We start from the raw sequence: 22,520 nt of genomic DNA on the forward strand, positions 1-22,520 counted from the left end.
TGAAGATGCGAAAAGGTCACGTAAACCAAATCTTATTGATTACAGATGGCTGCTCAAATCACGGGGAAGATCCACTTGCGATTGCCTCATTGGCAAAGGAACAAGGGATTACAGTCAATGTCATTGGCATTATGGAGGAAAACAGACACGATCATGAAGCAATGAAAGAAGTTGAGGGGATTGCTCTAGCAGGCGGAGGCATTCATCAAGTTGTCTACGTCCAGCAGTTATCTCAAACGGTACAAATGGTTACAAAAAAAGCGATGACACAAACCTTGCAAGGTGTTGTGAATAAAGAATTGCAGCAAATCCTTGGTAAGGACACTGAAATTGAAGAGCTTCCGCCTGATAAGCGCGGGGAAGTGATGGAAGTAGTCGATGAGTTAGGAGAGACGGTTCACCTTCAAGTACTTGTGCTTGTTGATACAAGTGCAAGTATGAAACCGAAGCTGCCGACCGTTAAAGAAGCACTCATTGACCTCTCCATTAGTTTAAATTCAAGAATTGGTGAAAATCAGTTTGGAATGTGTATATTTCCCGGGAAAAACTCAGATGCTGAAATTGTGTTGAATTGGACGCCTCGATTCGATTCACTGTCATCTATTTTCCCGAAACTGACCACGGGAGGAATTACTCCAACTGGACCAGCGCTTCGAGAAGCACTCCAGCATTTCAAATCAGTTCGTTCACGTAAAGGGCTGCTTGAAGCAAAGGAAGAGCATGATGAATTCGGCTTCTAACATTCCGTTAGGCACGATGATTCAAGGGAAATGGCATCACCATCATTACCGCATCGTAAAAGAGCTAGGAAAAGGGGCGAACGGTATTGTCTATCTAGCCGAATCGCCAAATGGTCAAGTAGCCCTTAAAGTGAGTGATGACAGTATGCTCATTGCATCTGAAGTCAATGTGTTAAAATCCTTTTCTAAGGCTCCTGTGAAAACCATGGGGCCTTCTTTTTATGATATGGATGATGCGATTTATCCCGGCATGCTTCAAAAGCGTTCCTTTTATGTGATGGAGTATGTCAGAGGCCCATTACTACTTGAATTTGTAAAACAAAAAGGTGATGAGTGGATCGTTGTTTTAATGGTTCAACTTTTATCTAACCTGGCTCATTTACATCAAGAAGGCTGGATTTTTGGTGACTTGAAGCCAGATAATCTCATCGTGTCAGGTCCCCCGGCCGCGATCCGGTGCATTGATGTAGGGGGAACGACAAAAGCAGGCAGGGCAATCAAGGAGTATACCGAGTTTTTTGATCGAGGCTATTGGGGATTCGGCACAAGAAAGGCAGAGCCATCTTATGATCTGTTTGCCTTAAGCATGGTGATGGTGAACTGTGCGTATAAGAAAGAATTCAAAAAAGGAGCAGAACCGGAAAAGCAGCTTTACAGAGCCATTGAAGGACATCCTTTATTAAAGCGTTATGAAAGGGTGTTAAAGGCTGCTCTACATGGTAAATATCAATCAGCGGCGGCTATGAAGAGTGCAATGCTGAAAGAAGGACAGTTGATCGCTTCAAGAAAAGCGAGTCAAAAGAAGCAGCAGCAAAAAAACGGGCAAAAGCCCGCTGTTCAACAAAATCAACAGGCGACTTCACGATCGAGAGTTGCAGCAGCAAAAAGAACATCAGTACGCCAAAAATCAGGCGGGCTTTTTGAAACTGTTCTTATCGTGTGCAGTGTACTTGCTCTTTACTGTGCATATGTAGTTTTGTTCCTGCTATAGACCTGTAAAAAAGCAGGCTTCATCTTTGCTTGGAGCTACTGAAAGTGATAGGATATGTATATCTTTAAATTACCTGCTCTTTGTGAGGAGGAAGTTGTGAATAGAATTGAATCATTTTTGAAAAAACATGATGTTTACCTTGAAAATACGACAGTCATTGTCGGGGTTTCTGGCGGACCAGATTCCATGCTTTTACTGCACGAACTAAACAAACGTCGAAAAGGTTCATTTCAGCTGATTGCAGCCCATGTAGATCACATGTTCAGAGGAGAAGAATCCTTTGCTGATTTGGCATTTGTTGAGGCATACTGCAAGGAGCAAGGAATTCTTTTTAAATCGGCCCGCATACAAGTTGCCCAATATGCAAAAGAAAACCACTTAAACAAACAGGCAGCTGCAAGAGAGTGCAGATATGCTTTCTTTCGTCAATTGATGGAGCAATACAACGCTCAATTTCTAGCGCTTGCACATCATGGAGACGACCAAGTAGAAACAATGATGATGAGGCTTGTGAGAGGGACAGTTGGAATAGGACTCGCAGGTATCCAAGCAAAACGTCCTTATCAAGATGGATGGCTGATTCGGCCGCTCATTGGATATTCCAAGGATGACGTGCTGACCGCTTGTGAAAAAGAACATATTCCCTATGTCATTGATCAAAGCAATCACACAGATGACTACTTGAGAAACCGGATAAGAAGACACATTCTTCCTGTGTTAAAAGAAGAGGCACCTCATGTACATGAAAGCTTTCAGTTTGTAAGTGACATGCTGACTGAAGATGAGCAATATTTGCAGGCATTAACAAAGGAACAAATGAACCAAGTGATAACGAATCAATCGCCTAAGCAAATTAAGATCAAAACGAAGCCTTTGCTTGACCTGCCTTTGCCTTTACAAAGAAGAGGCATTCAACTAATATTAAACTATCTTTATGAAAACACTCAATCAGCGTTTTCAAACCAGCATATTCTAGGGACTTTGGACTGGTTATCTCATACCGAACAACCGTCTGGATCATTAGATTTGCCAAAAGGTTTACAAGCTGTCAAGTCTTATGATTACTGTATGTTTACCTTTGAACGATCGCTTGTACTAGACCAGACTTATGCTCTTCACTTAAAGGGTGAGCTTGGAGAGAAGCTTTTCCTTCCAAATGGGCAGTCTATCGTGGTATCAAATCATGTTCCGAAGGATGCACGGAACGGAAACCATTTTTTCTTGCTTCAAAAAGATCAAGTTCGTTTCCCTTTGATCATTCGCTCACGAAAAAATGGTGATCGAATGAAACTTAAAGGGATGAATGGATCAAAAAAGGTGAAGGATATATTTATTGATAAAAAAGTGCCTCTTGCAGAAAGAGACAGCTGGCCGATCGTCACTGACTCGGATCATCAAATCATCTGGATCCCAGGTCTGAAAAAATCCGTTTTTGAAGAAATTGATATGACAAACAGCGATCTCATTGTATTACAATATAGACAGCATGAAAATTTGTAGGGGGCAAGCAAAAGCATGAAACAAGATATTGAAAAGGTTTTGATCTCAGAAGAAGAGATCCAGCAAAAAGTGAAGGAACTGGGTGCAACATTAACCAGCGATTATGATGGTAAATTTCCCCTGGCTATTGGTGTTTTGAAAGGGGCTCTTCCATTCATGGCAGACCTGATCAAACACATTGATACATATTTAGAACTTGATTTTATGGATGTATCTAGCTACGGAAAATCTACCGTATCTTCAGGAGAAGTAAAGATCATAAAAGATCTAGATACTTCTGTTGAAGGAAGAGATATTTTAATTATGGAAGATATCATCGACAGTGGGTTAACTTTGAGCTATCTGGTAGAGCTTTTCCGATACCGTAAAGCAAACTCCATAAAAATTGTGACATTGCTTGATAAACCAAGCGGTCGTAAAGCAGACATCAAAGCAGATTATGTTGGATTTGAAGTGCCAGATGCATTTGTTGTCGGCTATGGATTGGATTTCGCTGAACGTTACCGAAACCTCCCGTATATTGGAGTGTTAAAACCATCTGTTTACGAAGGCTAATCAGCATACGTATACATGAGGTTATTGGTTGTATTGGAATGATTTTCTATGATACTATTGAACATAGTTGTGCTTACTGTGGGAGGAGGTAAGGAATGAATCGGGTTTTTCGTAATACGATTTTTTATATACTTATTTTATTACTTGTGATAGGGGTAGTCAGTTGGTTAGGATCCCCTAATCAAAAGCCTGAGAACATGTCTTACAGCAAATTTTCGCAAAATCTAAGTGCGGGAAAAGTGGAGAGTATCTCCATTCAGCCTGTAAGAGGGGTTTATGAAATTCGTGGTCAATTAGATGGCGCGAAGAAAGATGAATACTTCATTACCCATGTTCCAGATGGTCAAGGTGTTGACCAGATTTACAGTGCACTAAAGAATACAGATGTAAAAGTAGAACCAGCACCTGAAACAAATGGATGGCTGCAAGTTCTGACAACCATCATTCCGTTCATCATCATCTTTATCCTGTTCTTCTTCTTACTGAACCAAGCTCAGGGCGGTGGAAGCCGTGTTATGAACTTTGGTAAGAGTAAGGCGAAGCTTTACACAGAAGAGAAGAAACGTGTGAAATTTAAAGATGTTGCCGGTGCAGATGAAGAAAAGCAAGAGCTTGTAGAAGTGGTAGAGTTCCTGAAGGACCCACGTAAATTCGCAGAGCTTGGCGCAAGAATTCCTAAAGGGGTTTTACTAGTAGGACCTCCAGGTACAGGTAAAACATTGCTTGCGAGAGCATCTGCAGGAGAAGCAGGCGTTCCTTTCTTCAGCATCAGTGGTTCTGACTTCGTCGAGATGTTCGTCGGTGTCGGTGCATCACGTGTACGTGATTTATTCGAAAATGCGAAAAAGAATGCACCATGCTTAATCTTTATTGATGAGATTGATGCAGTGGGTCGTCAGCGTGGAGCCGGTCTAGGCGGTGGTCATGACGAGCGTGAACAAACGCTTAACCAGCTTCTTGTTGAAATGGATGGTTTTAGTGCGAACGAAGGTATTATTATCATCGCTGCGACGAACCGTGCAGATATCCTAGATCCTGCATTGCTGCGTCCGGGACGTTTTGACCGTCAAATTACGGTTGACCGCCCAGATGTCATTGGCCGTGAAGAAGTGCTGAAGGTTCATGCGAAAAACAAACCGCTTGATGATACAGTGAATTTGAAAGCCATTGCAAGCAGAACACCTGGTTTCTCAGGAGCAGATCTTGAGAACTTACTAAACGAAGCAGCACTTGTTGCTGCCCGTCATAACAAAAAGAAAATTGATATGCGTGATATCGACGAAGCGACTGACCGTGTCATCGCTGGGCCGGCGAAGAAAAGCCGCGTCATTTCGAAGAAAGAACGTAATATCGTGGCTTACCATGAAGCAGGTCATACCGTCATTGGTCTTATCCTAGACGAAGCGGACATGGTGCATAAAGTAACGATCGTTCCTCGTGGTCAGGCAGGCGGATATGCGGTCATGCTTCCAAGAGAAGACCGTTATTTCCAAACGAAGCCAGAGCTTCTTGATAAAATTGTCGGCTTGCTCGGCGGTCGTGTTGCAGAGGAAATTACGTTTGGTGAAGTAAGTACAGGTGCTCACAACGATTTCCAGCGTGCAACTGGCATTGCAAGAAAAATGGTTACAGAGTTCGGTATGTCTGATAAACTTGGACCACTTCAATTCGGTCAAGCACAAGGAGGTCAAGTATTCCTTGGCCGTGACTTTAACAACGAGCCGAATTATAGTGAAGCGATCGCTTACGAAATTGACCAAGAAATTCAGCGTTTCATCAAGGACAGCTACGAACGTGCGAAACAAATTCTCACTGAGAATAAAGATAAGCTAGAAATCATCGCACAAGCTCTTCTAGAAGTTGAAACATTAGATGCTGAGCAAATTAAATCTCTTTACGAAACTGGAAAGCTTCCAGAGCGTGTATACGCAGATGACGAAGAGAAAAACGATGATGTGAAAGTGAACATCAAGAAAAAAGAAGAAGATGAGGAGATCTAATCTCCTTCTGTGAAAGCTGCCGGGATCATCGGCAGCTTTTTTTATTTCGATTCCTGAATGGATCGGTTTCGAATTGTTTACAAATGGAACTCAATTCGTGTATGGTATGATAGAAAGTCGAAAAATGCTCTTTTTGAGAAACTATTCAAAGTGGTGATGAAGTTGTTACTCGTGATAGATGTAGGGAACACAAATACCGTTTTAGGTGTTTATCATAATGGCGATCTAAACTACCATTGGCGAATTGAAACAAGCCGTCATAAAACAGAAGATGAATTTGGTATGGCCATCAGGTCTTTATTTGATTATGTCGGGCTGATGTTTGACCAAATAGAAGGAATTATCATCTCGTCTGTTGTCCCGCCAATGATGTTTGCATTAGAAAGAATGTGCGAGAAGTACTTTCACATAACTCCCCAAATTGTAGGGCCTGGAATGAAGACTGGATTAAACATTATGTGTGACAATCCAAAGGAAGTCGGGGCTGATCGAATTGTGAATGCAGTAGCGGCGATTCATCTATATGGGGCACCTCTCATTGTCGTAGACTTTGGCACAGCGACAACCTACTGCTATATCAATGAACAAAAACAATACATGGGTGGGGCAATAGCACCTGGTATTACCATCTCAACAGAGGCTTTATATACAAGAGCGGCGAAACTGCCGAGAATTGAAATTGTCCGTCCAGATCACATTGTTGGAAAAAACACCATCAGTGCGATGCAATCCGGCATCCTTTATGGATATGTTGGGCAAGTCGAGGGAATAGTGAAACGGATGAAGCAGCAAGCGAAACAAACACCGAAAGTCATTGCAACAGGCGGTTTGTCAACATTGATTGGAAATGAATCAGACTGCATTGATATTGTCGATCCGTTCTTAACATTAAAAGGACTTCAACTCATTTATGAACGTAATCGTGTCGGTGTACTATAGGAGGTTTAAAATCGAATGGACTACTTAGTTAAAGCGTTAGCATATGACGGAAAAGTCCGAGCATATGCTGCAAACACAACAGATACAATCAACGAAGCACAAAGAAGACACCATACATGGCCAACAGCATCAGCAGCGATTGGCAGAACAATGACAGCTACAGTCATGATGGGTGCTATGCTGAAAGGTGAAAATAAGCTAACGGTCAAAATTGAAGGCGGTGGACCAATCGGTGCCATCATTGCTGATGGAAACGCAAAGGGCCAGGTGCGCGGATATGTCTCAAACCCACAAGTCCATTTTGACTTAAATGAACATGGCAAGCTGGATGTTAGACGTGCAGTCGGGACATCTGGAACGTTAAGTGTTGTTAAAGATATCGGGCTGAAAGATCACTTTACAGGACAAACGGAGATCGTTTCAGGTGAAATTGGAGATGACTTCACTTATTACCTTGTCTCTTCTGAGCAAGTGCCTTCCTCTGTAGGTGTAGGGGTTTTGGTCAATCCAGATAACTCGATCCTTGCAGCAGGCGGTTTCATCATTCAATTGCTGCCTGGAACAGAAGATGCTGTCATTGAAAGATTAGAAAAGCGGCTCTCAACCATTGAACCCATTTCTAAACTCATTGAAAAAGGGATGACACCAGAAGAAATCTTAGAAGAAGTACTCGGAGAAAAACCTCAAATTTTAGAAACTGTACCTGTCGAATTCTCTTGTAACTGCTCAAAAGAACGTTTTTCTAATGGCATTATCAGCCTAGGAAAAGCCGAAATTGAAGACATGATTGAACAAGACGGACAAGCAGAAGCTCAATGCCATTTTTGTAACGAAACGTATGTATTTACAAAAGAAGAGCTAGAAGAGCTACGTGAAGAAATAACCCGCTAAGCTCTAAGCAGCGGGTTTTCTTTTTAGAATGGAAAGGAGACGAAAGATGAGACTGAAAGCAAGAGTGGTATGGACATTTATTCTCGTGTTGCTTATGATCAATGCCGTTGTCATTGCATATGTATTAACAAAGTCGCAAATGTCACAGGCTTCTTCAAACGGGAAGAGCGGTGAAGAAATTGCGTCGATTGGAAAAGAGAAGGTGACACGTCAAGAATGGTTAAAGAAGATGGAAGACCGCTATGGAAAGGCAACACTTGAGCAAATGATTAATCAGAAGGTGGTCGATCAGCTTGCGAAAGAAAACAAGCTTGAGGTGTCCTCAAAAGAAATCAATCGTGAATTGTTAATGCTTAAAGCGGTATCAAATAATTTCTACGAAGATGGACATACGAGTGAAAAGGACTGGACAGAACAGATTCGTTATCAAATATTATTAGAGCAGCTTTTAACGAGAGATGCTGTCGTTTCTGAAAAAGAAGCGAAATCCTTTTATGAAAAAAACAAGGACTTATATCAATATGATGATTCATACCGTATTCGTCATATCGTCGTGAAGACAAAGGGCGAAGCTGAAAATGTATTGAAGGATCTAAAAGGCGGATCTAGCTTCGAAGCGGTGGCAGCTGAACGCTCCATTGACCGCTACACCTCTCCATATGGCGGAGATCTTGGGTTTGTGACAGAAGAACAAGAAAGTATCCCAGCCCTGTACATACAGGAAGCTCAAAAGCTTCAGCCAGATCAATGGACTAAAGAACCGATCGAGACCAAAAACGGGTATGCCATTATTCAATTGAAAGAAAAATTAGATGGCCGCTCCTTCTCGTATGAAGAAGTCAAAAATCAGATCAAAAGGCAGATTGCCATGGAAGATCTAGGTGAAAAGGCGAATGTTAAAACCCTGTGGAAAGAAGCAAAAGTCACATGGTTTTACGATGGCGAGCAGGACTAAAAGCATTGACAAAATTTTTCGAAATTGATAATTTAATATTAATACAATAAAATTACTCGGAGATAGAGGTGTTAGTGATGGCTCGTATTGCAAATTCAGTTTTTGAACTAATAGGAAATACACCAGTCGTTAAATTAAACCGTTTAGTAGATGAAGACAGTGCGGATGTCTACTTGAAACTTGAATATATGAACCCGGGCAGCAGTGTAAAAGATCGTATTGCGTTAGCGATGATCGAAGATGCTGAAGCGAAAGGTACTTTAAAAGCCGGCGACACGCTCATCGAACCAACAAGCGGAAACACAGGGATCGGTCTTGCAATGGTAGCGGCAGCTAAAGGAATTAACGCAATTCTAGTGATGCCAGACACAATGAGTCAGGAGCGCCGCAACCTTTTACGCGCTTATGGTGCAGAGCTTGTATTAACACCAGGTGCAGAAGGAATGAAAGGTGCCATCAAAAAGGCAGAAGAATTGGCAGAAGAGCACGGTTACTTCATGCCTCAGCAATTTAACAACGAAGCCAATGCGGAGATTCACCGTCGTACTACAGGAAAAGAAATTCTTGAACAGTTCGACGGCGAGCTTGATGCATTTATTGCAGGTGTTGGTACGGGCGGCACAATTACGGGTGCTGGTGAAGTCCTCAAAGAAGCCATCCCGTCGATTCAGCTTTATGCGGTAGAGCCGACAGATTCTCCTGTATTATCAGGCGGAAAGCCAGGCCCGCATAAAATCCAAGGGATTGGAGCAGGTTTTATCCCTTCCATCTTGAACACGGAAGTATATGACGGCATTATCCAAGTGAAAAACGAAGATGCATTTGAGCTTGCAAGAAAAGCAGCGAAGGAGGAAGGAATCCTTGGCGGTATTTCTTCAGGAGCAGCTATTTACGCAGCACTTCAAACAGCGAAGAAGCTTGGTAAAGGGAAAAAGGTTCTCGCAATCATCCCAAGTAATGGGGAGCGTTACCTCAGCACACCTCTTTATCAATTCGATTAAACCAATTACCCCAGCATTTGCTGGGGTTTTTTTATGAAATCTGTAGATGGAAAGCAAATACTATTTTCTAAATAAATTGGATTGCATTACAATAAGATTAATGAAAATGAAAAAGGATGATAACATGACACAACGCAGGCCGATGGGCATCAAAATTCCTTTTACGAAAGATGCATTCTTGAAAAGATACGAACAATTAACTGCTGGCGAAACACACCATGTTCTGCTTGAAAGTGCTCGCGGCGGTTCATACAGCATTGCTGGCATTCACCCAATCGCTAAAGCGAAGGGAAAAGACGGGATGACAACCATCCATTATCAAGATGAGGTGCTGTTCAAAGAAGGCGATCCATTTAGAGCGTTTACGGATTGGTTCCAAACCCTTCGAACCGAAACGAATGAGGAATACCCTGATTTTCAAGGTGGGGCGATTGGATTTTTAAGCTATGATTATGCTAGATATATCGAGCATTTTAAGATGCTGTCCATTGATGACCTGAAAACACCTGACCTTTATTTTCTCGTGTTTAATGATGTTGCGGTCTTTGATCATGAAGAAAACGTGCTGTGGCTGATCACTCACACAGAGGGAGCGGAATCTGTGAGTGACATTCATCAAAGACTCGAAGATTTGAAGCAAAAGTGGACAAGCTCTGCAAAAGAATCAGCACAATCACCTGTTTATGAACCTTCTGCAGAATGTGTACCAGCAGCACCTTTTACGGAAGAAACCTTTGGAGAAGCAGTAGAGAAGATTAAGCAATATATCGCAAGCGGTGATGTGTTCCAAGTGAATTTATCCATCAGACAAGATGAACAGCTCCACACCCACCCTTATGATTTATACAAAACGTTACGTCAAGTCAATCCATCTCCTTATATGTCTTATCTGCACACGCCTGATTTCCAAATTGTTTGTGGATCTCCAGAGCTGCTGATTAAGAAAAAGGGGACTCAATTAGAAACAAGACCGATTGCGGGTACAAGATCAAGAGGCAAAGACGATGCTGAGGATCAAGCGCTGGCAAAAGAGCTCATTGAAAATGAAAAAGAACGCGCGGAGCATGTGATGCTCGTGGATCTTGAGCGGAATGACCTTGGACGCGTGTCCACTTATGGCTCAGTAAGAGTGAACGAATTTATGGCGATTGAGAAATATTCACACGTGATGCACATTGTATCCAACGTACAAGGGGAACTGCGTGATGATTGTGATGCAGTAGATGTCATGAGAGCTGTATTCCCAGGCGGCACAATTACAGGTGCTCCAAAGGTGAGAACAATGGAAATCATAGAAGAGCTTGAGCCGACAAGGCGTGGGCTTTATACTGGATCTATAGGCTGGTTTGGATTCAATCAAGATATGCACTTTAACATCGTCATTCGTACGGCGTACTGCACTGAAGGCAAAGCCTTTATGCAATCGGGTGCTGGGATCGTCATCGATTCTGTACCAAAGCACGAATACAAAGAATCGATTAAAAAAGCCTATGCAGTAAAAAAAGCATTACAGTTGAGCAAAGAAGAGACTATTTTGAGTTAGAGGTGAGTAGAGCATGATATTAATGATTGATAATTATGATTCATTTACGTACAACCTGGTCCAGTATTTAGGTGAGCTTGGAGAAGAATTGATTGTGAAACGGAATGATCAAGTAACCATTCAAGAAATCGAAGAACTCAAGCCAGATTTTCTCATGATTTCTCCAGGGCCATGCAGTCCTGATGAAGCGGGAATTAGTATGGAGGCAATCAAGCACTTTGCGGGAAGTATTCCAATCTTCGGTGTGTGCCTGGGGCATCAATCCATTGCGCAAGTCTTTGGAGGGGATGTCGTTCGTGCTGAACGCTTAATGCATGGTAAAACGTCAGAGATTGCTCATGACGGAAAAGGTGTCTTCACTGGACTCCAAAATCCGCTCGTCGCAACGAGATATCATTCGTTAATTGTCAAAAATGAAACGCTGCCGGAGTGCTTTGACGCAACAGCTAGTACAAAGGAAGGCGAGCTCATGGCCATTCGCCATAAAGAGCTACCAATTGAAAGTGTACAGTTTCATCCTGAATCGATTATGACGTCCTTCGGAAAAGAAATGCTGAAAAATTTCATTGAAACCTATCGTAAAAAGGGGCATGAAGTAAACGCATGATCATTTATCTGAACGGTCAGTATATAGAGGAGAAAGACGCGACTCTTTCTCCTTTTGATCATGGTTTTCTATATGGCATCGGTGTATTCGAAACATTTACCAGCCTGGCAGGACAAGTCTTTCTGTTAGATTGGCACCTTGAAAGGCTCAATCAATCATTGCGTGACCTTTGCATCGAATCCACAATAGAGAAACCATTTGTACTCGACATCATTCGTACCTTACTGAATAAAAACGAAATAGCCGGTGCTCATGCGAGAATTCGCTTCAATGTTTCTGCAGGCAGAGGCAATGGATTTTCTGCAGATCCTTATGAAGAGCCTGTCGTGTTTGTCATGATCTCTCCATTCCGGCCCGAATCTATTTTAGATGAGAAGCAGGGGGTCATTCTTCAAACGAGGAGAAATACGCCGGAAGGTCCAAGGCGCCTCAAGTCTCATCATTATATGAACAACCTGCTGGCTAAAAGAGAAGTGGGAAATGATCCGTCGTTAGAAGGCATCTTTTTAACAAAAGAAAATGATGTGGCAGAAGGCATTACCTCCAATGTATTTTGGCGAAAAGGCGATGTGATTTATACACCGTCACTTGATACAGGCATTTTAAATGGGGTCACTCGTCGATATTGTATCGAAACACTCCAAGCGATGGAGGCGTCGCTAAAAGTAGGGCGATACCCGGTCTCCCATTTGCTATCAGCTGATGAGGCATGGATGACCAATTCTGTTCAAGGGATTGTGCCTTTCAGAAGTATAGGGGAAATCTCCTTTTCCCAAAACAGCCGGATCATCTCAATGAAATTGAGAACACAATATAAAAAAGAACGTCTAGAACATAAAGAGTAGGTGGACACAATGACACAACAAGTGATAAAACAGCCTAAAATCATACAAGCCAAGCACCACACCCTTAGTTATGAAGAAAAGACATTGGTCATGGGCATTTTAAATGTCACACCTGACTCTTTTTCAGATGGAGGAAAGTTTAATCAAGTGGATAAAGCGCTGGCTCATGCAGCGCAGCTGATAGAGGACGGGGCACATATCATTGATATAGGCGGAGAATCGACTCGTCCGGGAGCGGCATTTGTCTCAGAACAAGAGGAGCTTTCAAGAGTCATTCCCGTCATTGAAAAGATCACAAAAGAATTGGATGTACCGATTTCCATTGATACGTATAAAGCCCATGTGGCAGATGAAGCAGTGAAAGCCGGAGCTTCCATCATCAATGATGTATGGGGAGCGAAGGCAGATCCTCAAATGGCGCATGTGGCAGCGAAGCACAATGTGCCGATTATTTTAATGCACAATCGGCCAGAGCGAAACTATACACATCTAATTTCAGATATGATCGCAGATTTGAAAGAAAGTGTTCAAATTGCGAAACAAGCGGGTATCCGTGATGACATGATCATATTAGACCCAGGTGTAGGGTTTGCGAAAAATAAAGAGGACAACCTGATGGTCATGAATGAACTCGAACATTTTTGTCACCTTGGGTATCCACTGCTTTTAGCTACATCTCGAAAACGATTCATCGGAGCTGTCTTAGACCTGCCACCGGAAGAACGTACTGAAGGAACGGGGGCTACGGTCTGCCTTGGGATTCAAAAAGGCAGTGCGATGGTTCGTGTACATGATGTAAAAGAAATCGCAAGAATGGCAAAAATGATGGATGCCATGTTGAATAAGGGAGGCGCTTATCATCGATAAAGTATATGTAAATGGAATGGAATTTTACGGCTACCATGGCGTATTTGCAGAAGAAAATAAATTAGGACAGCGGTTCCGTGTGGATTTAACAGCTTCACTTGATTTAAGTAAAGCCGGACAAACGGATGACCTCAATGAGACGATCAATTATGCAGAGCTCTACCATATCTGCAAAAGCATTGTAGAGGGTGAATCAGTCAACCTCGTTGAAACACTGACAGAAAGAATTGCGAGCCAAGTGTTAAAGGACTTCCCGACAGTTCAGGAATGTACAGTGAAGGTGATCAAACCAGATCCGCCAATTCCAGGACACTATCAGTCCGTTGCCATTGAAATGACGAGATCGCGCGCATGAACAATACCGCATACATCGCTTTAGGTTCGAACATAGGGAAAAAGGAAACCTATTTAAAAGAAGCCGTCAAAAAACTGCACGAACATCCAGAGGTTCAAGTAGAATCAATCTCATCTATATATGAAACAACACCTGTAGGTTACGAAAACCAAGATGACTTTTTAAATATGGCTGTGAAAATTTCCACCTCGCTTCGCCCAGATGAACTACTGACACTTACTCAGAAAATCGAGCAAGAGTTAGGCAGAACAAGAGAAGTGAGATGGGGACCGCGAACGGCTGACCTTGACATTTTACTTTATAATCGTGAAAATATTGAAACAGAACAGCTTGTAGTGCCACATCCTAGAATGTACGAACGTTTATTCGTTCTCGTTCCGATGAGTGAGATTTGCCCAGAAATCGGCGAAGTACAAATAAATGCCGTAACAGACCAAGAAGGTGTAAGCATATGGAAAAAGATATGTGGGGTAGAAGAATTCGTGCATACCGAAAGCTAAAAGGGTATACTCAGGAAGGGTTCGCGAAAAGACTGGGCATCTCTGTCTCTGTCTTAGGAGAAATTGAGCGAGGCAATCGATTACCAACAAACCAATTGGTTGATCAAATAGCAGATGCTTTAAATATAACGGTGGAAGAACTTTCACCAATTCTTGAAGAAGGAAGGAGGGGAAATGATGTTTAAAATCGGAGATATCGACATTAAAAACAAAGTGGTGCTCGCACCTATGGCTGGTGTGTGCAACTCTGCCTTCAGACTGACAGTGAAAGAGTTTGGAGCAGGTTTAGTCTGCGCTGAAATGATCAGTGACAAGGCGATCCTGATCAACAATGCAAGAACAATGGGTATGCTATACATTGATGAACGGGAAAAGCCTTTGAGCCTTCAGATATTTGGAGGTGAAAAAGACACTCTCGTTGAAGCAGCAAAGTTTGTAGACCAGAATACCACAGCGGACATTATCGATATCAACATGGGCTGTCCTGTACCGAAGATTACGAAATGTGATGCAGGAGCGAAATGGCTGCTTGATCCAAACAAGATTTATGAAATGGTCTCTGCTGTTGTAGATGCTGTAGATAAACCTGTTACGGTGAAAATGAGAATGGGCTGGGACGAAGATCATATCTTCGCTATCGACAATGCCCGTGCTGTTGAACGAGCAGGTGGACAAGCGGTTGCGCTTCACGGGCGGACACGTGTGCAGATGTACGAAGGAACAGCGAATTGGGATATTATAAAAGAGGTCAAACAATCTGTTTCCATTCCTGTCATCGGCAATGGAGATGTTAAAACCCCTCAAGATGCAAAACGTATGCTTGATGAAACGGGTGTAGATGCTGTCATGATCGGAAGAGCCGCACTAGGAAACCCGTGGATGATCTATCGAACGGTTCATTATTTAGAAACGGGTGAACTGAAAGAAGAGCCAAATGTACGTGAGAAGATGTCAGTGTGCAAGCTTCACTTAGACAGACTCATTGATCTAAAAGGCGAGCATGTGGCTGTCAGAGAAATGAGAAAGCACGCAGCATGGTACTTAAAAGGTGTCCGAGGCAATGCGGACGTGAGAAATCAAATCAATCAAAGTGAAACGAGAGCGGAGCTTGTACAAGTTCTTGATGACTTTACGATCGAAGCCGAGGCAAAAGAGCTTCAAAGTATAAAAGTAGGATAAGACTATCTTTCTTTTTGTAGCTCACTGCTAGTGCATGTACTGGCAGTTTTTCTGCTTTTCTCTGCAAAATACATTATTGGAGTGATATAAATGAGTAATGAAGGGCTTAACAACGAAGAATTAAATGACCAATTTCAGGTCAGACGTGACAAAATGAATAAAATGAGAGAAGAGGGTATCGATCCATTCGGTGAACGATATGACCGTTCTCATCAATCTGCACAAATTATTGCAGAATACGATGAGTTTTCTAAAGAAGACTTAGAAGAAAAGTCTGCCCAAGTGACAATCGCTGGACGTATGATGACAAAGCGTGGAAAAGGGAAAGCTGGCTTTGCGCATATACAAGACTTAGAAGGACAAATTCAAATCTACGTTCGTAAAGATAGTGTAGGAGAAGAAGCTTACGAATTATTCAAAAGCTCAGACCTAGGCGATATTATCGGTGTAACAGGAGCGGTATTTAAAACGAATGTAGGAGAACTTTCTATTAAAGCGACTAGCTTTGAGGTTCTCACAAAAGCACTTCGCCCGCTTCCTGATAAATATCATGGACTTAAAGATGTTGAACAACGTTATCGTCAGCGTTACCTTGACCTGATTGTAAATCCAGAAAGCAAGCAGACGTTCATCATGCGAAGCAAGATCATTCAATCTATGAGAAGATACTTAGATTCTAAAGGATACCTAGAAGTTGAAACACCAACTATGCACAGCATCCCTGGTGGTGCATCAGCACGTCCTTTCATTACTCATCATAATGCACTGGATATGCCGCTCTATATGCGTATTGCGATTGAATTGCACTTAAAACGCCTCATTGTCGGTGGCCTAGAGAAAGTATACGAGATTGGCCGTGTATTCCGTAACGAAGGTGTATCAACTCGTCATAACCCAGAATTCACTATGATCGAGCTGTACGAAGCTTACGCAGATTACAAAGACATCATGAACCTAACTGAAAACCTGATTGCTCATATTGCCGAAGAGGTACTAGGGACAACCACGATTCAATATGGAGAAGATGAAATTGATCTCAAGCCTGAATGGAAAAGACTCCATATGGTTGAAGCGGTCAAAGAAGCAACTGGTGTAGACTTCTGGCAGGAGATGTCTATAGAAGAAGCGAAACAGCATGCAGCTGATCACGGAATTGAAATTACGAAAAACATGACAGTAGGTCATATCATCAATGAGTTCTTCGAGCAAAAAGTTGAGGAAACATTGGTGCAGCCTACCTTTATTTACGGACACCCAGTGGAGATTTCTCCATTAGCTAAGAAAAATCCTGAAGATCCTCGCTTCACTGATCGCTTTGAGCTATTTATCGTACGCCGTGAACATGCTAATGCATTCACAGAGCTAAACGATCCAATCGATCAAAGAGAACGATTCGAAGCTCAATTAAAAGAACGTGAAGAAGGAAATGACGAAGCGCATCTAATGGATGACGATTTTGTTGAAGCATTAGAATATGGTATGCCTCCAACAGGCGGACTAGGAATCGGTATCGACCGGTTAATCATGCTATTAACAAATTCTCCATCAATCAGAGATGTACTGCTTTTCCCACAAATGAGAAACCGCTAATACATCAATTAATGCGCCATTTTAACTATGGCGCTTTTTATTTTTCATAAAATGAAACTTTTTTTAAAAAAACTATTGCAAGGAAAGAATCAAGGTGGTATATTATTATTCGTTGCCGCAAAACAGCAACGAGGTTAAAAAAAGAAATTGAAAAAACTTCTTGACTTTAACCAATACGAAATGTTAAGATATTAAAGTCGCTTACGAGCGATAACGAAAATGATCTTTGAAAACTAAACAAGACAAAACGTACCTGTTAATTCGAGTTTTTATAAAAAATCCTATGTTATATCATAGGTAGTCAGTCAAACACTGACGAAAAACAAAACTTCGGTTTTGTACTTTTTCGGAGAGTTTGATCCTGGCTCAGGACGAACGCTGGCGGCGTGCCTAATACATGCAAGTCGAGCGGACAGAAGGGAGCTTGCTCCCGGATGTTAGCGGCGGACGGGTGAGTAACACGTGGGTAACCTGCCTGTAAGACTGGGATAACTCCGGGAAACCGGAGCTAATACCGGATAGTTCCTTGAACCGCATGGTTCAAGGATGAAAGACGGTTTCGGCTGTCACTTACAGATGGACCCGCGGCGCATTAGCTAGTTGGTGGGGTAATGGCTCACCAAGGCGACGATGCGTAGCCGACCTGAGAGGGTGATCGGCCACACTGGGACTGAGACACGGCCCAGACTCCTACGGGAGGCAGCAGTAGGGAATCTTCCGCAATGGACGAAAGTCTGACGGAGCAACGCCGCGTGAGTGATGAAGGTTTTCGGATCGTAAAGCTCTGTTGTTAGGGAAGAACAAGTGCGAGAGTAACTGCTCGCACCTTGACGGTACCTAACCAGAAAGCCACGGCTAACTACGTGCCAGCAGCCGCGGTAATACGTAGGTGGCAAGCGTTGTCCGGAATTATTGGGCGTAAAGGGCTCGCAGGCGGTTTCTTAAGTCTGATGTGAAAGCCCCCGGCTCAACCGGGGAGGGTCATTGGAAACTGGGAAACTTGAGTGCAGAAGAGGAGAGTGGAATTCCACGTGTAGCGGTGAAATGCGTAGAGATGTGGAGGAACACCAGTGGCGAAGGCGACTCTCTGGTCTGTAACTGACGCTGAGGAGCGAAAGCGTGGGGAGCGAACAGGATTAGATACCCTGGTAGTCCACGCCGTAAACGATGAGTGCTAAGTGTTAGGGGGTTTCCGCCCCTTAGTGCTGCAGCTAACGCATTAAGCACTCCGCCTGGGGAGTACGGTCGCAAGACTGAAACTCAAAGGAATTGACGGGGGCCCGCACAAGCGGTGGAGCATGTGGTTTAATTCGAAGCAACGCGAAGAACCTTACCAGGTCTTGACATCCTCTGACAACCCTAGAGATAGGGCTTTCCCTTCGGGGACAGAGTGACAGGTGGTGCATGGTTGTCGTCAGCTCGTGTCGTGAGATGTTGGGTTAAGTCCCGCAACGAGCGCAACCCTTGATCTTAGTTGCCAGCATTTAGTTGGGCACTCTAAGGTGACTGCCGGTGACAAACCGGAGGAAGGTGGGGATGACGTCAAATCATCATGCCCCTTATGACCTGGGCTACACACGTGCTACAATGGACAGAACAAAGGGCTGCGAGACCGCAAGGTTTAGCCAATCCCATAAATCTGTTCTCAGTTCGGATCGCAGTCTGCAACTCGACTGCGTGAAGCTGGAATCGCTAGTAATCGCGGATCAGCATGCCGCGGTGAATACGTTCCCGGGCCTTGTACACACCGCCCGTCACACCACGAGAGTTTGCAACACCCGAAGTCGGTGAGGTAACCTTTATGGAGCCAGCCGCCGAAGGTGGGGCAGATGATTGGGGTGAAGTCGTAACAAGGTAGCCGTATCGGAAGGTGCGGCTGGATCACCTCCTTTCTAAGGATATATGGAGCAGCGTGCGTTTTCGTCTTGTTTAGTTTTGAAGGATCATTCCTTCAAGACATGTCTCTAGCGAGACAGGATTGTTCTTTGAAAACTAGATAACAATAAGTAATACATTCACATTGAATGCAATGCAAAGTTCATCACACATAGTGATTCTTTCTAAAGTAAGAAATGGTTAAGTTAGAAAGGGCGCACGGTGGATGCCTTGGCACTAGGAGCCGATGAAGGACGGGACGAACACCGATATGCTTCGGGGAGCTGTAAGCAAGCTTTGATCCGGAGATTTCCGAATGGGGAAACCCACTGCTCGTAATGGAGTAGTATCCATACTTGAATACATAGAGTATGAGAAGGCATACCCGGGGAACTGAAACATCTAAGTACCCGGAGGAAGAGAAAGCAAATGCGATTCCCTGAGTAGCGGCGAGCGAAACGGGAACAGCCCAAACCAAGAGGCTTGCCTCTTGGGGTTGTAGGACACTCTATACGGAGTTACAAAGGAACGATATAAGCGAAGAGGTCTGGAAAGGCCCGCCAAAGAAGGTAACAGCCCTGTAACTGAAATGTTGTTCTCTCCAGAGTGGATCCTGAGTACGGCGGAACACGTGAAATTCCGTCGGAATCCGGGAGGACCATCTCCCAAGGCTAAATACTCCCTAGTGACCGATAGTGAACCAGTACCGTGAGGGAAAGGTGAAAAGCACCCCGGAAGGGGAGTGAAATAGATCCTGAAACCGTGTGCCTACAAGTAGTCAGAGCCCGTTAAAGGGTGATGGCGTGCCTTTTGTAGAATGAACCGGCGAGTTACGATCCCGTGCAAGGTTAAGCAGAAGATGCGGAGCCGCAGCGAAAGCGAGTCTGAATAGGGCGCATGAGTACGTGGTCGTAGACCCGAAACCAGGTGATCTACCCATGTCCAGGGTGAAGTTCAGGTAACACTGAATGGAGGCCCGAACCCACGCACGTTGAAAAGTGCGGGGATGAGGTGTGGGTAGGGGTGAAATGCCAATCGAACCTGGAGATAGCTGGTTCTCTCCGAAATAGCTTTAGGGCTAGCCTCAAGGTAAGAGTCTCGGAGGTAGAGCACTGATTGGACTAGGGGCCCCTACCGGGTTACCGAATTCAGTCAAACTCCGAATGCCGATGACTTATCCTTGGGAGTCAGACTGCGAGTGATAAGATCCGTAGTCGAAAGGGAAACAGCCCAGACCGCCAGCTAAGGTCCCAAAGTATACGTTAAGTGGAAAAGGATGTGGAGTTGCTTAGACAACCAGGATGTTGGCTTAGAAGCAGCCACCATTTAAAGAGTGCGTAATAGCTCACTGGTCGAGTGACTCTGCGCCGAAAATGTACCGGGGCTAAACGTATCACCGAAGCTGCGGACTGTTCTTACGAACAGTGGTAGGAGAGCGTTCTAAGTGCTGTGAAGTCAGACCGGAAGGACTGGTGGAGCGCTTAGAAGTGAGAATGCCGGTATGAGTAGCGAAAGACGGGTGAGAATCCCGTCCACCGAATGCCTAAGGTTTCCTGAGGAAGGCTCGTCCGCTCAGGGTTAGTCGGGACCTAAGCCGAGGCCGAAAGGCGTAGGCGATGGACAACAGGTTGATATTCCTGTACCACCTCCTCACCATTTGAGCAATGGGGGGACGCAGGAGGATAGGGTAAGCGCGGTATTGGATATCCGCGTCCAAGCAGTTAGGCTGGGAAATAGGCAAATCCGTTTCCCGTGAAGGCTGAGCTGTGATGGCGAGCGAAATTTAGTAGCGAAGTTCCTGATTCCACACTGCCAAGAAAAGCCTCTAGCGAGGTGAGAGGTGCCCGTACCGCAAACCGACACAGGTAGGCGAGGAGAGAATCCTAAGGTGATCGAGAGAACTCTCGTTAAGGAACTCGGCAAAATGACCCCGTAACTTCGGGAGAAGGGGTGCTTCTTAGGGTGTTAAAGCCCCGAGAAGCCGCAGTGAATAGGCCCAGGCGACTGTTTAGCAAAAACACAGGTCTCTGCGAAGCCGTAAGGCGAAGTATAGGGGCTGACGCCTGCCCGGTGCTGGAAGGTTAAGAGGAGCGCTTAGCGTAAGCGAAGGTGCGAATTGAAGCCCCAGTAAACGGCGGCCGTAACTATAACGGTCCTAAGGTAGCGAAATTCCTTGTCGGGTAAGTTCCGACCCGCACGAAAGGCGCAACGATCTGGGCACTGTCTCAACGAGAGACTCGGTGAAATTATAGTACCTGTGAAGATGCAGGTTACCCGCGACAGGACGGAAAGACCCCGTGGAGCTTTACTGCAGCCTGATATTGAATGTTGGTACAGCTTGTACAGGATAGGTAGGAGCCTTGGAAACCGGAGCGCTAGCTTCGGTGGAGGCATCGGTGGGATACTACCCTGGCTGTATTGACCTTCTAACCCGCTGCCCTTATCGGGCAGGGAGACAGTGTCAGGTGGGCAGTTTGACTGGGGCGGTCGCCTCCTAAAATGTAACGGAGGCGCCCAAAGGTTCCCTCAGAATGGTTGGAAATCATTCGCAGAGTGTAAAGGCACAAGGGAGCTTGACTGCGAGACCTACAAGTCGAGCAGGGACGAAAGTCGGGCTTAGTGATCCGGTGGTTCCGCATGGAAGGGCCATCGCTCAACGGATAAAAGCTACCCCGGGGATAACAGGCTTATCTCCCCCAAGAGTCCACATCGACGGGGAGGTTTGGCACCTCGATGTCGGCTCATCGCATCCTGGGGCTGTAGTCGGTCCCAAGGGTTGGGCTGTTCGCCCATTAAAGCGGTACGCGAGCTGGGTTCAGAACGTCGTGAGACAGTTCGGTCCCTATCCGTCGCGGGCGCAGGAAATTTGAGAGGAGCTGTCCTTAGTACGAGAGGACCGGGATGGACGCACCGCTGGTGTACCAGTTGTTCTGCCAAGGGCATCGCTGGGTAGCTATGTGCGGACGGGATAAGTGCTGAAAGCATCTAAGCATGAAGCCCCCCTCAAGATGAGATTTCCCATTCCGCAAGGAAGTAAGATCCCTGAAAGATGATCAGGTTGATAGGTCTGAGGTGGAAGCGTGGTGACACGTGGAGCTGACAGATACTAATAGATCGAGGACTTAACCTATATTCTAATGTGAAGCTTGAACATTGTTATCTAGTTTTGAGAGAACATTCTCTCCATCAGGTTTGGTGGCGATAGCGAAGAGGTCACACCCGTTCCCATACCGAACACGGAAGTTAAGCTCTTCAGCGCCGATGGTAGTTGGGGGTCTCCCCCTGTGAGAGTAGGACGCCGCCAAGCTTGTATAAGGATCAGTTCCATACGGAACTGGTCTTTTTTGTGTTTTTGAAAAAATTACTTCTATTAAATCACTTTGTAAAGTGAGAAGTGATGATGTAGTAAGCCTCATCGATCAATTAATTTTTCTGTTCGTCTCACTTTCATGTACTCTCATTGAACAACGCAGCTGTTGTGTGGATCGGTCGTTCAATTCGTTTAGAATGAAGATCAAAAGCATAGAAAGCAGCCAATAAGAATTTTCTTTGGCAGCCAGATACAGAGGGCTGTTTAGAGACACACT

General features: G+C 44.4%; 17 protein-coding genes, 3 rRNA genes and 1 pseudogene. All 21 read left to right on the forward strand.

Features of this window, described 5'->3' with window-relative positions; all coding sequences use genetic code 11:
* Positions 1-5 precede the first annotated feature (5 nt).
* Positions 6-740 (forward strand): vWA domain-containing protein, encoded by a 735-nt coding sequence (locus tag CKW02_RS00405; RefSeq protein ID WP_003217969.1) that lies wholly within the window; start codon positions 6-8, stop codon positions 738-740.
* A complete protein-coding gene (locus tag CKW02_RS00410) occupies positions 721-1,731 on the forward strand; it encodes a protein kinase domain-containing protein (protein WP_034620896.1) in 1,011 nt (336 codons plus the stop codon). The genes CKW02_RS00405 and CKW02_RS00410 overlap by 20 nt, the downstream gene beginning before the upstream one ends.
* Before the next feature lie 96 nt (positions 1,732-1,827).
* Positions 1,828-3,250, forward strand: a pseudogene (gene tilS / locus CKW02_RS00415) (tRNA lysidine(34) synthetase TilS).
* Positions 3,247-3,786 (forward strand): hypoxanthine phosphoribosyltransferase, encoded by a 540-nt coding sequence (gene hpt / locus CKW02_RS00420; RefSeq protein ID WP_003217950.1) that lies wholly within the window; start codon positions 3,247-3,249, stop codon positions 3,784-3,786. Before tilS ends, hpt begins: the two are co-directional and overlap by 4 nt.
* Positions 3,787-3,881: 95 nt before the next feature.
* Positions 3,882-5,786, forward strand: coding sequence for an ATP-dependent zinc metalloprotease FtsH (gene ftsH, locus CKW02_RS00425; protein ID WP_034620893.1), 1,905 nt, complete (start codon positions 3,882-3,884; stop codon positions 5,784-5,786).
* Between the two features lie 162 nt (positions 5,787-5,948).
* The gene (locus CKW02_RS00430) at positions 5,949-6,725 is read left to right on the forward strand and encodes a type III pantothenate kinase (RefSeq protein WP_008341820.1); all 777 of its coding nucleotides are present in this window, start codon (positions 5,949-5,951) and stop codon (positions 6,723-6,725) included.
* A gap of 15 nt (positions 6,726-6,740) precedes the next feature.
* Positions 6,741-7,616, forward strand: a complete 876-nt coding sequence (gene hslO / locus CKW02_RS00435) for an Hsp33 family molecular chaperone HslO (RefSeq protein ID WP_003217983.1) — start codon at positions 6,741-6,743, stop codon at positions 7,614-7,616.
* Between the two features lie 52 nt (positions 7,617-7,668).
* The gene (locus tag CKW02_RS00440) at positions 7,669-8,571 is read left to right on the forward strand and encodes a peptidyl-prolyl cis-trans isomerase (protein ID WP_223251241.1); all 903 of its coding nucleotides are present in this window, start codon (positions 7,669-7,671) and stop codon (positions 8,569-8,571) included.
* Positions 8,572-8,648: 77 nt separating this feature from the next.
* The gene (gene cysK / locus CKW02_RS00445; RefSeq protein ID WP_003217917.1) at positions 8,649-9,572 is read left to right on the forward strand and encodes a cysteine synthase A; all 924 of its coding nucleotides are present in this window, start codon (positions 8,649-8,651) and stop codon (positions 9,570-9,572) included.
* A 124-nt stretch (positions 9,573-9,696) separates the two neighbouring features.
* On the forward strand, positions 9,697-11,115 hold the full coding sequence (locus tag CKW02_RS00450) for an anthranilate synthase component I family protein (RefSeq protein WP_003217936.1): 1,419 nt from the start codon (positions 9,697-9,699) through the stop codon (positions 11,113-11,115).
* A 13-nt stretch (positions 11,116-11,128) separates the two neighbouring features.
* Positions 11,129-11,722, forward strand: a complete 594-nt coding sequence (gene pabA / locus CKW02_RS00455; RefSeq protein WP_003217897.1) for an aminodeoxychorismate/anthranilate synthase component II — start codon at positions 11,129-11,131, stop codon at positions 11,720-11,722.
* Positions 11,719-12,567 carry an aminodeoxychorismate lyase gene (gene pabC, locus CKW02_RS00460; RefSeq protein ID WP_003217905.1) on the forward strand — a complete coding sequence of 283 codons (849 nt, stop codon included), beginning with the start codon at positions 11,719-11,721 and terminating at the stop codon, positions 12,565-12,567. Before pabA ends, pabC begins: the two co-directional genes overlap by 4 nt.
* Before the next feature lie 9 nt (positions 12,568-12,576).
* Complete coding sequence (gene folP, locus CKW02_RS00465; protein WP_003217987.1) at positions 12,577-13,434, forward strand: dihydropteroate synthase; 858 nt, start codon at positions 12,577-12,579, stop codon at positions 13,432-13,434.
* Complete coding sequence (gene folB, locus CKW02_RS00470) at positions 13,427-13,789, forward strand: dihydroneopterin aldolase (RefSeq protein WP_034620891.1); 363 nt, start codon at positions 13,427-13,429, stop codon at positions 13,787-13,789. The genes folP and folB overlap by 8 nt, the downstream gene beginning before the upstream one ends.
* A complete protein-coding gene (folK, locus tag CKW02_RS00475; protein ID WP_003217988.1) occupies positions 13,786-14,289 on the forward strand; it encodes a 2-amino-4-hydroxy-6-hydroxymethyldihydropteridine diphosphokinase in 504 nt (167 codons plus the stop codon). Before folB ends, folK begins: the two co-directional genes overlap by 4 nt.
* On the forward strand, positions 14,241-14,474 hold the full coding sequence (locus CKW02_RS00480; protein ID WP_003217963.1) for a helix-turn-helix domain-containing protein: 234 nt from the start codon (positions 14,241-14,243) through the stop codon (positions 14,472-14,474). Before folK ends, CKW02_RS00480 begins: the two co-directional genes overlap by 49 nt.
* A complete protein-coding gene (gene dusB / locus CKW02_RS00485; RefSeq protein ID WP_003217922.1) occupies positions 14,467-15,468 on the forward strand; it encodes a tRNA dihydrouridine synthase DusB in 1,002 nt (333 codons plus the stop codon). Before CKW02_RS00480 ends, dusB begins: the two co-directional genes overlap by 8 nt.
* 90 nt (positions 15,469-15,558) lie before the next feature.
* The gene (gene lysS / locus CKW02_RS00490; RefSeq protein WP_003217915.1) at positions 15,559-17,058 is read left to right on the forward strand and encodes a lysine--tRNA ligase; all 1,500 of its coding nucleotides are present in this window, start codon (positions 15,559-15,561) and stop codon (positions 17,056-17,058) included.
* A gap of 343 nt (positions 17,059-17,401) precedes the next feature.
* Positions 17,402-18,950: ribosomal RNA gene (locus tag CKW02_RS00495) — 16S ribosomal RNA — on the forward strand.
* A 182-nt stretch (positions 18,951-19,132) separates the two neighbouring features.
* Positions 19,133-22,063: ribosomal RNA gene (locus tag CKW02_RS00500) — 23S ribosomal RNA — on the forward strand.
* A gap of 61 nt (positions 22,064-22,124) precedes the next feature.
* A 5S ribosomal RNA gene (gene rrf / locus CKW02_RS00505) occupies positions 22,125-22,240 on the forward strand.
* The 16S, 23S and 5S rRNA genes sit together here, the layout of an rRNA operon.
* Positions 22,241-22,520: the final 280 nt, after the last annotated feature.

It is taken from the genome of Bacillus pumilus, assembly GCF_900186955.1.
GTDB lineage: Bacteria > Bacillota > Bacilli > Bacillales > Bacillaceae > Bacillus > Bacillus pumilus.

Excerpts from the sequence above, each read along its gene's own strand:
- CKW02_RS00405 (WP_003217969.1), top strand. The coding sequence starts at position 6 with ATGCGAAAAGGTCACGTAAACCAAATCTTATTGATTACAGATGGCTGC.
- CKW02_RS00410 (WP_034620896.1), top strand. The coding sequence starts at position 721 with ATGATGAATTCGGCTTCTAACATTCCGTTAGGCACGATGATTCAAGGG.
- hpt (WP_003217950.1), top strand. The coding sequence starts at position 3,247 with ATGAAACAAGATATTGAAAAGGTTTTGATCTCAGAAGAAGAGATCCAG.
- ftsH (WP_034620893.1), top strand. The coding sequence starts at position 3,882 with ATGAATCGGGTTTTTCGTAATACGATTTTTTATATACTTATTTTATTA.
- hslO (WP_003217983.1), top strand. The coding sequence starts at position 6,741 with ATGGACTACTTAGTTAAAGCGTTAGCATATGACGGAAAAGTCCGAGCA.
- cysK (WP_003217917.1), top strand. The coding sequence starts at position 8,649 with ATGGCTCGTATTGCAAATTCAGTTTTTGAACTAATAGGAAATACACCA.
- CKW02_RS00450 (WP_003217936.1), top strand. The coding sequence starts at position 9,697 with ATGACACAACGCAGGCCGATGGGCATCAAAATTCCTTTTACGAAAGAT.
- pabA (WP_003217897.1), top strand. The coding sequence starts at position 11,129 with ATGATATTAATGATTGATAATTATGATTCATTTACGTACAACCTGGTC.
- pabC (WP_003217905.1), top strand. The coding sequence starts at position 11,719 with ATGATCATTTATCTGAACGGTCAGTATATAGAGGAGAAAGACGCGACT.
- folP (WP_003217987.1), top strand. The coding sequence starts at position 12,577 with ATGACACAACAAGTGATAAAACAGCCTAAAATCATACAAGCCAAGCAC.
- folK (WP_003217988.1), top strand. The coding sequence starts at position 13,786 with ATGAACAATACCGCATACATCGCTTTAGGTTCGAACATAGGGAAAAAG.
- CKW02_RS00480 (WP_003217963.1), top strand. The coding sequence starts at position 14,241 with ATGGAAAAAGATATGTGGGGTAGAAGAATTCGTGCATACCGAAAGCTA.
- dusB (WP_003217922.1), top strand. The coding sequence starts at position 14,467 with ATGTTTAAAATCGGAGATATCGACATTAAAAACAAAGTGGTGCTCGCA.
- lysS (WP_003217915.1), top strand. The coding sequence starts at position 15,559 with ATGAGTAATGAAGGGCTTAACAACGAAGAATTAAATGACCAATTTCAG.